Here is a 13,352-nt window from a genome sequence, read left to right as displayed (position 1 = left end):
GTCACACGTCCTTTCCGGGCCCGGCCGGCCCGCCGGCGACGCCCCAGGCGGCGAACTCCAGCTCGTAGCCGAGGGAGGCGAGGACCTCGTCGGCGATTGCCTGGTCCTCCTCGGCGGTGCCGCCGGCGATGCCGAGACCGCCGATGATCTCGCCGTCCCTCTTGATGGTGACGCTGCCCTCGGTGGCCATGATCGGCCAAGCGGCGCCGGGGAGTTGGGAGAGCTGGGCGAAGAAGACGGGCTGGCTCTCCTGCCACTTCTTCAGCATCTTGCCGGGCCGCTGCATGACGGCCGCGGTGTAGGCCTTGGCGCGGGCGATGTCCGGGGTGAGGGGGCGGGCCCCGTCCGGGCGGCGGATCGCGACGACGAAGCCGCCGGAGTCCACCACGGCCACGCTCACCGCCTTGCCGACCGCCTGGGCGCGCTGGTGGGCGGCGGCGATGATCTCCTCGGCCGCGTCGAGGCTGATGTTGCTCATGCTGCTTCCTTCTGGGCGGTGAGAGTGCGACGCAGACGGGCGACGGCCTCGTTGTAGGCCTGGGGCGTCTCCCAGTACATGGAGTGCGGGGCGCCCGGGACGATCTCCAGGTGCGAGCCGGGCAGCAGTTCGTGGGCGCGGGTGACGGTCTGCACGCTGAGCACGGCGTCCTTCTCGCCCGCCAGGAAGGCGACCGTGACGCCCGAGGCCTCGATCTCCTCCAGGGAGGGGCCGTTGGTGTCGAGGTTGCGCAGGTCCTGCATCCGGGCGACGTTGAAGGTGCCCATCTGCTGGAACAGGAAGGTGAGGTCTGCGCGCTCCTGCTGGAACGGCTTGGTCAACAGGCGGTCGATGACCGGGAGTTTGACGGCCTCGGCGCGGTCGGCGGCGGCCAGCTCCTTCAGTTCCGGGTGGCTGACGCCGCCCAGGGAGTGGCCGAGGACGACCGAGGAGACCCGCTCGGGGCGCAGCAGGCCGGCCCGCAGGGCGGCGACGGAGCCGATGGACTGGCCGACCAGCATGACGTCGGTGAGGTCCTCCTGGTCGAGGACGGCGACGACGTCGCCCGGGAAGTCCTGGCCGTCGAACTCCGGCCTGGACGAGTGCGCAGGGATGGGTGCGCCGGACTTGCCGAAGCCGCGCAGGTCGAGGGTGACCACGGTGAACTGCTCGCGCAGCGCGGCGACCTGCTGCCACCAGGCGGCGTGGTGGCCGCCGCTGCCGTGCACGAACAGGATCGCCGGACCGCTGCCGTGGCGCTCGTAGTAGAGGGAGGTGCCGTCGGAGTCGGCGAAAGGCATGGGAAAGAACTCCTAAGCGGTGACGATCAGTTGGGGCGCTTGGCGTGGTAGACGAGCTCGATCATGGTGTGGTCGGGGTCGTGGATGTAGCAGAACTTCGACTGGTTCTCGGGCCGTTGGACGGGCCGGGTGTGGCGGATGCCCAGCTCCTTGAGGTGGGCGAGGAAGTCGTCCCAGTCGTCGACCTCGACGGCGAAGTGGTAGGGCGCCATGCGTTCCATCTCCTCGACCGGGGTGAAGTGCAGGTCGAAGTCGCCCCGGGTCATCAGCACCACGCGGGTGTTGGACTTGGGCATGATCCGCTTCATGCCGAAGACCTTCGTGTACCACTCGGCGGTGCGGTCGGGGTCCGTGGTCGGGAAGTTGACGTGGTGGATGTAGCGGGGTGCGTTGCTCATGACGGATTCCCTTCGAGGTGAACGGGGTTGGACAGCACGCCGATGCCGCCGATCTCGACCTCCACGGTGTCCCCGGGCTCGATCTGGCAGGCCGACTCGGCGCCCATCCACAGCACGTCCCCGGGGTGCAGGGTGTTGTGCCGGGTGAGCTCGACGATGTGGTCGAAGGGGTCGAACACCATGTCGCCGGTGGGGAACGAGGCCCGTTCCTCGCCGTTGACGCGGAGCGTGGTCGTCTGGGCGAGCGCGTCGACATCGGTCTCGATCCACGGGCCCATGGGCTTGAAGGTGTCGCTGTTCTTGCTGCGCCAGAACGAGCGGTCCTGGTGCTGCCAGGTGCGGGCGCTGACGTCGTTGCCGATGGTCCAGCCGAAGACGGACGCGCGGGCGTCTTCGTAGGTGGCGCGGCGGATCGTACGGCCGATGACGGCGACGAGTTCGGGCTCGGCCTCGAAGCGGCCCACCACCTCGACCGGTTTGACGATCGGTGAGAGATGGCCGGTGAGCGCGTTGTTGGCGCGGTAGCCGACCTCGGGTCGGTCCGGCAGGACGGCGGCGGTGTCGCCGACGCGGGCCGCGTGCTCGATGTGGCGCGGGTAGTTCATGCCGACGGCGTAGAAGACGGGCGGGATCACCGGCGGGAGCCAGACGGCGGTGTCGCGCTGGACGGTGCCGATGACCTCGGGACCGCTGTCGCTCTGCGGCTGCCGCCACGTGGCCTCCAACGGCGAGCCCGACAGCAGTTCGACGGCCTCCTCCCCCACGCGGCCCCACAACGGCCGGCCGCCGACCGAGACTCGCGCGTACCTCATGGCGCCAGCAGGTGGGAGACGCGCTTGGTGACCAGGTAGGCGTCCAGCGCCTCGGGGCCGCCCTCACGGCCGTAGCCGCTGTCCTTGACGCCGCCGGAGGGGGCCTCGTGGACGGAGCCGCCGCAGTGGTTGAGGGAGAGGATGCCGGCCTCCAGCTCGCCGGCGAGCTTCTCGGCGGTCGCCGCGGAGGCGGTGAAGCCGTAGGCGGCGAGACCGTACGGCAGGGCGTTGGCGGTGGCCAGGGCCTCGTCGAGGTCGCTGAAGGGCACGATCGGCGCGATCGGCCCGAACGGCTCCTCGTGCAGCAGCTCGGCGTCCTCGGGTACGTCGGTGAGGACCGTCGGCGCGAAGAAGTAGCCGGGCCGGTCCGGGCGTTCGCCGCCGGTGAGGACCTTCGCGCCGCGGGCGACGGCGTCGGCGGTGAGCCGTTCCAGGGACTTCAGGCGGCGCTCGTTGGCGAGGGGGCCCATGGTGGTGCCCGGTTCCAGACCGTCGCCGACGACCACCGCCTCCGCCGCCTTCACGAACTCGGCGGTGAACTCCTCTACGAGGCTCTCGTGGACGAGGAAGCGGCTGGGCGAGGTGCAGACCTGTCCGGCGTTGACGAACTTGGCCTGGGCGGCCTTGCGGGCGGCCTGCACCGGGTCGGCGTCCGCGCAGACGATCACCGGGGCGTGGCCGCCCAGCTCCATCAGGGACGGTTTCATGACCTCCCCGGCCCGGGCGGCCAGGAGCTTGCCGACCGGGACCGAGCCGGTGAAGGCGACCAGGCGGATCACCGGGGAGGCGATCAGGTGGGCGGAGACCTCGGCGGGCTCGCCGAAGACGAGGTTGAGCACCCCGGCCGGGAGCCCGGCGTCGACGAAGCAGCGGACCAGCTCCATGGCCGTGGCCGGGGTCTCCTCCGAGGCCTTGATGACGATCGAGCAGCCGGCGGAGAGCGCGGAGGAGATCTTGCGCATCGGCCCGCCCGCCGGGAAGTTCCACGGGACGAAGGCGGCGACGGGCCCGACCGGTTCGCGGCGCACGGTGAGGACGGTGCCGGGCGCGGAGGGGATGATGCGGCCGTAGGCGCGGCGGGCGTCCTCGATGTGCCAGCGCAGGGTGTCGGCGACCCGGCGGGCCTCGCCGGCGGCCTCCGTGAGGGGCTTGCCCTGCTCCAGGGTCATGATCCGCCCGACCTCGGCGGCGCGCTCGGTGAGCAGGTCGGCGGCGGCGTGCAGGATCGCGGTGCGCCGCGCCACGGGCGTCGCGCGCCATGTCTTGAAGCCCTCCGCTGCGGCGGCGAGCGCGCGGTCCAGGTCGGCGGGGGTGGCCAGGGGTACTTCTCCGATCACCTCCTCGGTGGCCGGGTTCACGATCGGGGCGGTCCGTCCGGTGCCGCCCTGGCGCCACTCGCCCGCGATGTGCAGGCGGACGGCGGGGTAGCCGTGGTCGGTGGTCATGGGTGGGTGCCCTCTCAGGGGTCGGTCAGAACGTCACAAGGGCTGGGCGGAACGCCACAAGGGCTGGGCAGAACGTCACGGGGGCTGGGCTCAGGAGGCGGAGGCCGCGTCCTGGTCGCGGTTGGTGCGCAGCGCCCAGATGTGGTGCGGCGGGGTGGTCTCGTGGACGCGGGTCTCGAAGGTGTCGTCGACGCGGTCCATGTCGGCGGCGTACTCGACGCGGCCCCCGCAGGGGGCGTGCAGGAAGCGGAAGACGTTCGAGCCGACGGTGTGGCGGCCGAGTCTGCGGGCCTCCCGCCAGCCCTTCTCGATCATGAAGTTGCCGCCCTCGATGACGTCGTCGAAGCCGGGGACCTCGTAGGCGACGTGGTTGACGCTCACCCGGTCGGGGCGGTGGCACAGCAGCATCGTGTGCTGGTCCTCGTCGCCCGGGGCCCGCATGAAGACGCCCATCGGCTCCACTACGTCGGTCGGGCGGAAGCCGAGGACGTCGGTGTAGAAGGCGACGGCCTCGTCCTTGCCGGCCTTCGCTATGTTCAGCGCCACATGGCACATCCGCAGCGGGTACGCGCGCGTGAGCGGCTCCAGCGGGGTGTTCCAGCGGTTGACGCCGCCCAGCGCGTTGGCGGGGCGGGGCGTCACGGCGACCTTCCTGGGCCGGGCGAGGGCGAGGCCCACGCCGAAGCCGCTGAGGTCGACGGTGTGCAGGACGCCGTCGGCGCTCTCGCGCACCTCCCGGTCCCGGCCGGCGGCCGCGGCCAGGCGCTCCAGCTCCTCGCGGGTGTCGACGCCCCAGACGACCTCCCGCAGGGTGGGTCCGGTCTCCACCGCCGGGGGGAGCAGGGGGCCGGGGTCGGTGTCCAGATGCAGCGTCTGCCCGGTGAGCGTCTCGAACACGGCGTGCTCGTCGGTCCGCTCAACGAGGAACAGACCGAAGTCGTCGAAGAACCGGACGCATGCGTCGAGGTCGTCGATGCCGTAGGTGACCGATTCGATTCTCTGGATTCCCATGGATTCCTCGTTTCCGGGTCGCCTGGTGAGCGTAGGTTTGAGGTGGCCGGAGCCTCAATGGCCCGAGCTCTACGGAACGCGCAACCCTTTGTTGCGCCCACCGGAGGGCGCACCTTTCGAATGGCGCGTCTCCCGGATTGCGCATCTCCCGGATTGCGCGTCAACCCGATCGCGCGTCTACCGGATCGCGGGAATCGGGTTCTGCGAGAACCAGTCGGAGAGGAAGTCCAGGAACACGCTGATCTTGCGCGGGGTGTCCTGCCCGGGCCCGTAGATCGCGTACAGCGGACGGTCGGGTACGGCGAGCTCCGGCAGCAGCACCTGAAGGGCGCCGGAGACGAGGTCGTCGTAGGCCGGTCGCTGGGGGAGGAGGGCGATGCCCCGGCCGTGCACGGCGGCCTTCTGCAGGGCCAGGTAGGAGTTGGACGAGAAGGCGATGTTGCGGATCTTGTGCAGGGTGCTGGCGTGGCCGTGGCCGATGCGCCAGACCGGGTCGTTGACGTGCACCAGGCAGTCGTGGCCGGCGATGTCGTTGGGGTGCGCGAGGGCGCCCTGGCGCTTGATGTAGCCCTCCGAGGCGCACAGCACGAACGGCAGGGAGGAGATCTTCTTCAGGCGGACGCTGGAGTCCCGTAGATCCCTGGTGTGGAAGGCGACGTCGAATCCGCTGTCCAGGAAATCGTAGGTGCGGTCGGACATCCCGCCGAGTTCGAAACGGACCTGGATTTTCGGATGGGCCGCGGAAAAGGCGGCGATCGCGTCGCCCAGGTCCAGGCTGCCTATCCATTTCGGACAGATGATGCTGAGCGTGCCCTCCGCGCGGTCGTGCGAGTCGGCGAGCGCCGCGTCCTGGGCCTCGATCTCGTCGAGGATGCGGGCGGCGAACTCCGCGTAGCGCTGTCCCGGCTCCGTGAGGCTCACCGAGCGGGCGGTGCGGTTGACCAGGCGGACCCCCACCTGTCGTTCCAGCTCGGCCACGTGCCGTGACACCAGTGACCCGGAGGAGCCCAGTTTCTTGGCGGCTCCGTTGAAGCTTCCGGCCTGAGCGACAGTGACGAAGCTGTGCATCAGCAGCAAGCGGTCCATGTTTCCTCCGTTTGCGGCCCCCGCCCGCGGCGTCGAGAGCGGGAGCGTTCATGCGGCTCGGAACAGCCCGGCCGGCCCGGTCGCCCCAGGTCCCTTACTTCGGGCAGTACTGGGGGGCCTCGCTCAGGTTGTCCTCGGTCACCAACAGAAGAGGAATGTTGGCAATCTTGTCAACCTTCTTCTCGTCCAGGAGTCCGACGGCGTTCTGTACGGCCGTCTCGCCGATCGTCTTCGCCGAGTTCGCCACGGTGGCCGAGAACGCGCCGCTCTTGACGGCGGCCAGCCCCTCGTCGGTGCCGTTCGCGGTGACGATCTTGACGTCGTCGGCGCCGGCCGCGTCGAACGCCTTGCGCACCGCGAACGCCATCTCCTCGTTGGCGACGAACGCGTAGTCCAGGTCGGGATGGGCCTGGATCATGTTCTCCGCCACGTCCTGGGCCTTCGCCGGGTTGAACATGCCCGGCTGGTCGGCGACCACCTCGGCGGTGGCCGGAAGGGCGTCCTGGAAGCCGCCCACGAGCAGGTCCGAGGCAGCGCCGGGAGCGCCGGCGACGATGCCGACCTGGACCTTCTTCGTCCCCGCGTCCTTCGCCACCCAGCCGGCGTCGAGGCTGCCGACCTTCTTGAGGTCGACGACGGCCGCGCCGAGGATGTCGTCGACGTCGCTGGTCGACACCGAGGTCAGGTAGATCGGTATCCCCGCGGCCTTGGCCTTGGCGATGTCGCCCTTGAGGGAGTCGACGTTCACCGTCTGCACGATCAGCGCGCTCACGTCGCGGGAGATCATGTCCTCGATGTTGGACAGCTCGGTCCCGGCGTTCTGGTGGGAGTTGGCCGTGTAGAGCTTCGCCCCCTCCGTCTTCGCCCGGCCCTCGACGGCCTTCAGCAGACAGCTGTGGAAGTTGGTGTCGCCGCCGTTGACGAAGCCTAGGGAGACGCTGTCGGAGCCGCCGGCGTCGTCGTTGCCGCAGCCGGTCAGCACCAGGGCGCAGCCGGTGACGGTGGCGTACAGCGCTCTGCGCGAACGGACGGGAAGTCGCATGGTGGACCGCCTTTCAGGTACGGGAGTGCAGAAGACAGGGGTGGGCGAGAAGCCGGGTGGGCGAGGAGCGAGGTCAGTGGCGGGACGCGCCCGAGCGGGACTTGTGCATCTCGTTGGCGACGGCCGCCACGAGCAGCACCGCGCCGACGGAGACCGGCTGGTAGTTGCTGGAGAAGTCCAGAAGGTTCAGGGCGTTGGCCACCACGCCGAGCAGCACCAGGCCGAGGGCGGTGCCGATGACCGTGCCGTGGCCGCCGGCCAGCGAGGTCCCGCCGATCACCACCGCGGCGACGACGGCCAGTTGCAGCGAGAGCCCTGCGGTGCCGCCGGGGCTGGAGGAGCCCAGCCGGGACAGCAGCATCAGGCCGGCGAGTCCGGAGAGGGTGCCGGTGAGGCCGTACAGGGTGAGCTTGCGGGCGGTGACGTCGATGCCGCTGAGCCGGGCGACGTGCTCGTTGCCGCCGATCGCGAAGGCGTCGCGGCCGAACACCGTGAACCGCATGGCCAGGCCCGTCGCCGCCAGCACCAGGACGGCGACGATCAGCAGATACGGCACGCCGAGGACCTTGTCGTTGCCGAGGGCGAACATCCGGGTGCCGATGGAGATCGTGGAGCCGTCGTGCACCAGGAGCGCGACGCCGTCGAGCAGGGTGGCCGAGGCCAGCGTCACCACGAAGGGGGCCACGTGGGTGAAGGTCACCACCAGGCCGTTGACCAGGCCGATGGCCGTGCCGAGCAGCAGCGCGACAGCGACGGCGTACAGCGTGGGCCGGCCGTCGGCCAGGAGTTTCGCCGAGACGGCGGCGGTGACGGCGACGTTGCTGCCCATGGAGAAGTCCATGCCGCCCGCGGTCATCAACAGCGTGAGCCCCGCGGCGAGTACGGCGTTGACGCTCACCTGGCTCAGGATGTTGACGATGTTGCGGTCGGTGGCGAACGTCTCGCTCTGCGCGGCGGTGAAGACGGTCACGAGGACGAGCACGGCGATCAGGCCGGCGTGCGGGACGTCGCGCAACCTGCCCAGGGAATACCGGGACGTGGGCCGCTCGGGCGGGTCGTCGCAGACGCCGGGGGCATCGGTAAGTGTCTTGACGCTCACTGCGGTTGTCCTCCGAGGGCCGTGGCGACGAGTTCGTCGCGGGTGATGGCGGTGACGTCGTGCTCGGCGACCGTGCGGCCGGCGCTCACCACGACGACCCGGTCGGCCAGGCGCATGACCTCCTCGGCGGAGGAGGAGGCGAGCAGGACGGCCACGCCCCGGGAGGCGAGGTCGTCGAGCAGGGTGTGGATGTCGGCCATGGCCGCGATGTCCACGCCGTTGGTGGGGTCTTCCAGGAAGCAGGCGGCCGGCGAGGTCTCCAGCCACTTGCCGAGCAGCACCTTCTGCTGGTTGCCGCCTGAGAGCGCGCTCACCGGCGGGTTCCCGGCCAGCGCCTTCACGCCGTAGCTGTGGCGCAAGGGGGCGGCCCGGCGGGCGAGTCGACCGCGTCGGTGCAGTCGGCGGCGGGCGAAGCGGTCGCCGGCGAGCATCAGGTTCTCGTCCAGGGAGAGTTCGGGGACGAGGCCGAGGGCGCGGCGGTCGCCGGTGACGCAGCGCAGACCGCTGGCGAGCGAGGCGTGGACCCGGCCGAGGGGCACCGCCCGTCCCTCGACGTGGAGTTGGCCGGCGTCCGGGCGCTGCCGTCCCGACAGCAGGTCGAACAGGCGGGACTGGGCGTCGCCGGCGGGCCCGAGGACGGCGACGATCTCGCCCTTGCGCACCTCGACGGTGAAGTCCCGGATGGCCCGGCCGTGGCTCAACCCCTGGACGGAGAGGCCGACTTCCGGCTTGGGCGCGAGGCGTTCGGGGCGGGTGGAGACGACGTCCCGGCCGACCATGGCGCGCACGAGTCCGGCGTGGTCCAGGGCGGCGGCGGGCGCGCTCGTCACGACCGCACCGTCGCGCAGCACGGTGAGCCGGTCGGCGACGGCCATGACCTCGTCGATGTAGTGCGAGATGTAGACGACGGCGACGCCCTCGTCCCGCAGGGTGCGCACCAGGGCGCGGATCTGGTGGGCGGACTCCGCGCTGAGACAGGCGGTCGGCTCGTCCAGGATCAGGATCCGGCCGCCGCGACGGACCTCGCGGGCCACCTCGACCATGGTCTGCTCGGCGACGGTGAGCGAACCGGCGGTGCGCTCCACGTCGACGGCGATGCCGAGGGCGGCGAGCGCCTGGCGGGCCTCCTGTCTGACGGCCTTCCACCGCACGGCCCCGCCCCGTGTGGGCAGATCGCCGAGCAGGATGTTCTCGGCCACGGTGAGGCCCTGCGCCAGCTCCCGGCGCTGGGGCACCGACGAGACGCCGAGCCTGCGGGCCGCTCGCACGGTCAGCCCGTGCCGCTCCTGTCCGTCGACCTCGATCGTGCCGCCGTCGGCCTGGTGGACCCCGGACAGCACCTGCACGAGGGTCGACTTGCCGGCGCCGTTCATGCCCATCAGGGCGTGGATCTCCCCGGGGTACAGATCGAGGTCGACGCCTTTGAGCGCGGCCGCCCCGCCGAAGCTCTTGGTGACGCCCCGGACGCGCATGACCGGGATCGGGGCCGGGGTCGGGGCCGGGCCCGGTGCCGGAGCCGGGACCGGAGTCGGGGTCGCGGGCATGGCCGGGCTCACGGCCGGTCGCCGTCGGGGGCCACGCGTCCGTAGCCGCGGACGTCCGGGAACGGGGGCTCCCTGTCGGCCTGGAGGTCCACCTGGAAGGTGTTCAGGCACATGCCGAGCATCGTGAAGTTGCCGAGCGCGCCGATGGTGTCCACCAGGCCCCTGGAGCCGAAGTGGTCCAGGGCGGCGGCGAAGGTGGCGTCGGTGACGAAGTGCTCGTCGAGGATCTCCCGGCAGAACTGGTAGAACGCCTGGTCCGCCGCGTTGTCGAAGACCGCCTCGCGCTTCTCGGCGATGGCCTTCACGGCGGCCTCGGGGACGCCGGCCTCGACGGCCTGGCGCACATGGGCGTTCCACGAGTACTGCGCGTCCCAGTTGCGGGCGGCCATGAGCAGGGTCAGCTCGCGCAGATGCTCGGGCAGACTGCAGTCGAACCGGGCGAAGGCGCCGAGGGACTCGGCCCGCTCGCACATCTCCGGGCTGTGCAGCCAGACCCGGAAGGGACCGCGCACCGCGCCTCGGCGGCCGGCGATCCGGGCGGCCAGCTCCTGCTGCCGCGCATCCATTTCCTCTTCGCTGAGAACGGGGAGCCTCATCTGGCCGATACCTGCCTTTTCTTTCCGGCTTCTTTCCGGCGCACTACGAACACGGATCGTCAAGCCGTGCGGTGCAGGTGAAGGTACAGCCGGGTCCGAGAAGCTCACCCACCTCGGAGCGCAACGTAAAACTGCATGCCGGAGGCCCCCCATTCGCCGGGCGGCGGCCTAACGTCGTCCGACATGACCACCATCATCAAAGTCGCGTCGGTGCCGCTGCTGGACCGCGGCGGGGCCGTCGTGACGACGCCGTTGATCACCACGCCCTCGGCGCACGGGGAGAACCGCATCACCAGCGGCATGAGCGTCTACCCCGTCGGCTCCGGAGCCCCGCTGCACTCGCACAACTGCGACGAGCACGTGACGGTCCTCGACGGCGAGGCGGAGGTCTGGGTCGACGGCGAGGTGACGAAGCTGGAGCAGTTCGACACCACGTACATCCCCTCCCCGATCCCCCACCTGTTCCGCAACATCGGCGACCGCCCGCTGCGGATCCTGTGGGTGTACTCCTCGGGCCATGTCACCCGCACGTTCACCGAGACCGGCAAAACGGTGGAACACCTGTCGGCGGAGGACCAGATGGGCTCGGACGACTGAGCACGGCACAAGTGAGCACGGCACGACTGAGCACGGCAGGACTGCGCGCGGCGCGACCGAGTAGGGCGTCCAGCGGACTGCGTACGACCCTCAGCGCACCGCCGCCGTGACCGCCTCCGCCACCACGTCGGCGACCCGCGCGGGCTGCTCCACCAGGGCGAGGTGCCCCGCGTCGGGGACCGCGACCATCCGGACGTGCGGGCAGGCTTCCAGCCCGCGCCGCTCCTCGTCGGTCAGGCCGATGTCGTCGCGGTCGCCGCGCACCACCCAGGCCGGGACCCCGGCCTCGCACAGCCTCGGGACCAGGGACGGATACCGGTCCAGGTAGGCGTAGTAGCGCCGTACGATGCGGCGGCAGGTCGCCGGGTCGTTGTCGCCCAGCACCGCGGCCAGCGCCTCGGCGTGCTCCGGCGGCAGGTCGTCCTTCATCGCCCGGGGCAGCAGTCTCAGCATGCCGGCCCAGGCCGCCGTCCCGAGCCCGGGGACCCGTCCCACGGTGTTCATCACGGACAGGGGCCTCGACTCGTCCCCGCGCGAGAAGGCCGGCGACAGCAGCACCACGGGGCCCGCGAACAGGCCCGCCGCCGCCATCTCGATCGCCACGTTCGCGCCCAGGCTGTGCCCGACGACCGTGTCGCAGCCGGCGTCGGCGGCGAAGTCCGCCATCAGCCGGGCGTAGTGCTCCATGGACACGTCCTCGGGCGCCTCGGTGCGGCCGAACCCCGGCAGGGCCGCCGCGACCATCCCCAGGCCCGCCACCGCCGGCTCGGCCATGACGTCCGCGTAGAACACGGTCGTGCACAGCGCCCCCGGAATCATCAGCACCCGGTGCGAGGCGTCCACCGCGCCCGCCCGCCGCACCTCCCACCGCTCGCTCATACGTCGAGCGTGACGCCGTATCCGCTCGGGCGCACCCCGAACGGACCGCCGTGGCACGCCGGACGCCGGCCCCGCACAGGGTGTGCGGTGGCCGGCGTCCGTCCTTGCCCCCGGTGGCGGCGCGCCTGGTCAGTGCGCGCCGACGAGCTCCTGGTCGGCGCTGTCGCGAGGCGTCTGCTTGGCGCTACGCAGCGCGGCGATGCCGATGAAGACCATGGACGACAGACCGGCCAGCGCGAACGCGGTGAAGCCCCAGTCGCCGTTGCCCGCGGCGAGCAGCTGGCCGCCGAGCCACGGGCCGAAGACGGCGCCGAAGCGGCCCATGCCGGAGGTCCAGCCGACGGCGGTGGCCCGGTTGTCGGGGTCGGAGCGGATGGAGACGGTCGCGTAGATCATCGTCTGGGCGCTGTTGAGGAACACGCCGGTGAGGAAGACGACGATCATCGTCACGGTCGTCGCCATGTGGACGCTGAGCAGGAAGACGCCGACGGCGGTCAGCGCGAACCAGATCGCCGAGATGCGCGGGGCGCCGAAGCGGTCGGCGGCGCGGCCGGCCACCAGCATGCCCACGATGCCGCCGAGGTTGAAGACGACGACGAAGGTGAGGGCGGAGCCCAGTGCGTAGCCCTCGGCGCGCATCAGGGTGGGCAGCCAGGTGGCGACGCCGTAGACGAGGAGGAGACCGCCGAAGGAGGCCAGCCAGTACAGGACGGTCTGGGTCCACTCACCGCCGCGGAAGAGGTTCTGGAGCGCGTTCCAGCGGTCGGCCGCGCCCTGCTTGCCGGACTTGGCGGCGGGCAGCTCGACGTCGTAGCGGGCGGCGAGTTCGCGGGCCTCGTCGGCGCGGCCCTTGGCGACGAGGAAGCTCAGCGACTCGGGCAGGAACCTGGCCAGCACCGGGGCGAAGAGCAGCGGGAGCACGCACACCCAGAACGCGGCGCGCCAGCCGACCGGGTCGATGAGCCACTTGGCGACGTAGGCGGAGAGGATGCCGCCGGCGTGGTGGGCGGTCATCAGCAGGCCGATGACGAGGGCGCCGCGGCCGCGCGGGGCGTAGTCGGAGACCATGCTGATCGCGGTGGGCAGCAGGCCGCCGAGGCCGACGCCCGCCAGGGTCCGGCCGAGGCCGAAGACCTCGACGCTGCCGGCCACGGCGCACACGGCGGAGGCCAGCGAGAAGAGGATCACGCACGCCACCATCAGCTTCTTGCGCCCGATGCGGTCGGCGACGGTGCCCGCGGTGAGGGCGCCGACCAGCATGCCGAAGGTGGCGTAGCTGCCGAGGTCGCCGGCCGTGTCCGGGGTGAGGCCGAAGGTCCTGGTCTCCAGCAGGTGCGGCAGCACCGAGCCGTAGATGAACATGTCGAGGCCGTCGAAGAGCACGGCCAGCCAGCACAGACCGACGACCAGCAGGGCCAGTCTGCTGCCGCGAGCGGACAGCGCGGGGGCGGGGGAGGAGGACATCTTTGTTTTCCTCTCGTCCAGGAGGCGTTCCCTGGAGGGGACGATGGTGCGCAAACGCTAGGGATCCGGAACCTGGAGTGTCAACGTTTTTGTCAACAATC

At 71.1% G+C, this 13,352-nt stretch carries 14 protein-coding genes; 1 reads left to right on the top strand and 13 read right to left on the bottom strand.

Annotated features, from left to right (window positions below; translation table 11 throughout):
* Position 1 precedes the first annotated feature (1 nt).
* The 11 genes from OG562_RS37260 to OG562_RS37210 all read right to left on the bottom strand — a co-directional run bounded on the left by OG562_RS37260 (position 2) and on the right by OG562_RS37210 (position 10,281).
* Positions 2–478, bottom strand: coding sequence for a heme-binding protein (locus tag OG562_RS37260; RefSeq protein ID WP_266405941.1), 477 nt, complete (start codon positions 476–478; stop codon positions 2–4).
* On the bottom strand, positions 475–1,278 hold the full coding sequence (locus OG562_RS37255) for an alpha/beta fold hydrolase (protein WP_266405939.1): 804 nt from the start codon (positions 1,276–1,278) through the stop codon (positions 475–477). Before OG562_RS37255 ends, OG562_RS37260 begins: the two co-directional genes overlap by 4 nt.
* Positions 1,279–1,304: 26 nt before the next feature.
* A complete protein-coding gene (locus OG562_RS37250; protein ID WP_266405937.1) occupies positions 1,305–1,676 on the bottom strand; it encodes a VOC family protein in 372 nt (123 codons plus the stop codon).
* Complete coding sequence (locus tag OG562_RS37245) at positions 1,673–2,488, bottom strand: fumarylacetoacetate hydrolase family protein (RefSeq protein WP_266405935.1); 816 nt, start codon at positions 2,486–2,488, stop codon at positions 1,673–1,675. The genes OG562_RS37250 and OG562_RS37245 overlap by 4 nt, the downstream gene beginning before the upstream one ends.
* On the bottom strand, positions 2,485–3,933 hold the full coding sequence (locus tag OG562_RS37240) for an NAD-dependent succinate-semialdehyde dehydrogenase (RefSeq protein ID WP_266405934.1): 1,449 nt from the start codon (positions 3,931–3,933) through the stop codon (positions 2,485–2,487). Before OG562_RS37240 ends, OG562_RS37245 begins: the two co-directional genes overlap by 4 nt.
* A gap of 90 nt (positions 3,934–4,023) precedes the next feature.
* Positions 4,024–4,944, bottom strand: coding sequence for a VOC family protein (locus OG562_RS37235; RefSeq protein ID WP_266405932.1), 921 nt, complete (start codon positions 4,942–4,944; stop codon positions 4,024–4,026).
* A 177-nt stretch (positions 4,945–5,121) separates the two neighbouring features.
* Positions 5,122–6,030 carry a LysR family transcriptional regulator gene (locus OG562_RS37230; RefSeq protein ID WP_266405931.1) on the bottom strand — a complete coding sequence of 303 codons (909 nt, stop codon included), beginning with the start codon at positions 6,028–6,030 and terminating at the stop codon, positions 5,122–5,124.
* A 94-nt stretch (positions 6,031–6,124) separates the two neighbouring features.
* The gene (locus OG562_RS37225) at positions 6,125–7,072 is read right to left on the bottom strand and encodes a sugar ABC transporter substrate-binding protein (RefSeq protein WP_266405929.1); all 948 of its coding nucleotides are present in this window, start codon (positions 7,070–7,072) and stop codon (positions 6,125–6,127) included.
* A 73-nt stretch (positions 7,073–7,145) separates the two neighbouring features.
* Entirely contained in the window at positions 7,146–8,171 is a 1,026-nt protein-coding gene (locus tag OG562_RS37220) for an ABC transporter permease (protein WP_266405927.1), read from the bottom strand.
* Positions 8,168–9,715 (bottom strand): sugar ABC transporter ATP-binding protein, encoded by a 1,548-nt coding sequence (locus tag OG562_RS37215; RefSeq protein WP_266405925.1) that lies wholly within the window; start codon positions 9,713–9,715, stop codon positions 8,168–8,170. The genes OG562_RS37220 and OG562_RS37215 overlap by 4 nt, the downstream gene beginning before the upstream one ends.
* A gap of 8 nt (positions 9,716–9,723) precedes the next feature.
* Entirely contained in the window at positions 9,724–10,281 is a 558-nt protein-coding gene (locus OG562_RS37210) for a carboxymuconolactone decarboxylase family protein (RefSeq protein WP_266405923.1), read from the bottom strand.
* A gap of 213 nt (positions 10,282–10,494) precedes the next feature.
* Between OG562_RS37210 and OG562_RS37205 the strand changes: the two genes are divergently transcribed.
* Positions 10,495–10,908 (top strand): cupin domain-containing protein, encoded by a 414-nt coding sequence (locus OG562_RS37205; RefSeq protein WP_266405922.1) that lies wholly within the window; start codon positions 10,495–10,497, stop codon positions 10,906–10,908.
* A 90-nt stretch (positions 10,909–10,998) separates the two neighbouring features.
* Here OG562_RS37205 and OG562_RS37200 read toward each other — a convergent pair whose 3' ends face one another.
* Entirely contained in the window at positions 10,999–11,787 is a 789-nt protein-coding gene (locus OG562_RS37200; RefSeq protein WP_266405921.1) for an alpha/beta fold hydrolase, read from the bottom strand.
* Between the two features lie 129 nt (positions 11,788–11,916).
* The gene (locus OG562_RS37195; RefSeq protein ID WP_266405920.1) at positions 11,917–13,251 is read right to left on the bottom strand and encodes an aromatic acid/H+ symport family MFS transporter; all 1,335 of its coding nucleotides are present in this window, start codon (positions 13,249–13,251) and stop codon (positions 11,917–11,919) included.
* Between the last annotated feature and the right edge of the window lie 101 nt (positions 13,252–13,352).

The organism is Streptomyces sp. NBC_01275 (genome assembly GCF_026340655.1).
Classification (GTDB): Bacteria; Actinomycetota; Actinomycetes; order Streptomycetales; family Streptomycetaceae; genus Streptomyces.
The sequence above is the reverse complement of the archived record's forward strand: the minus strand, read 5'-3'. Positions and strand labels throughout refer to the sequence as shown.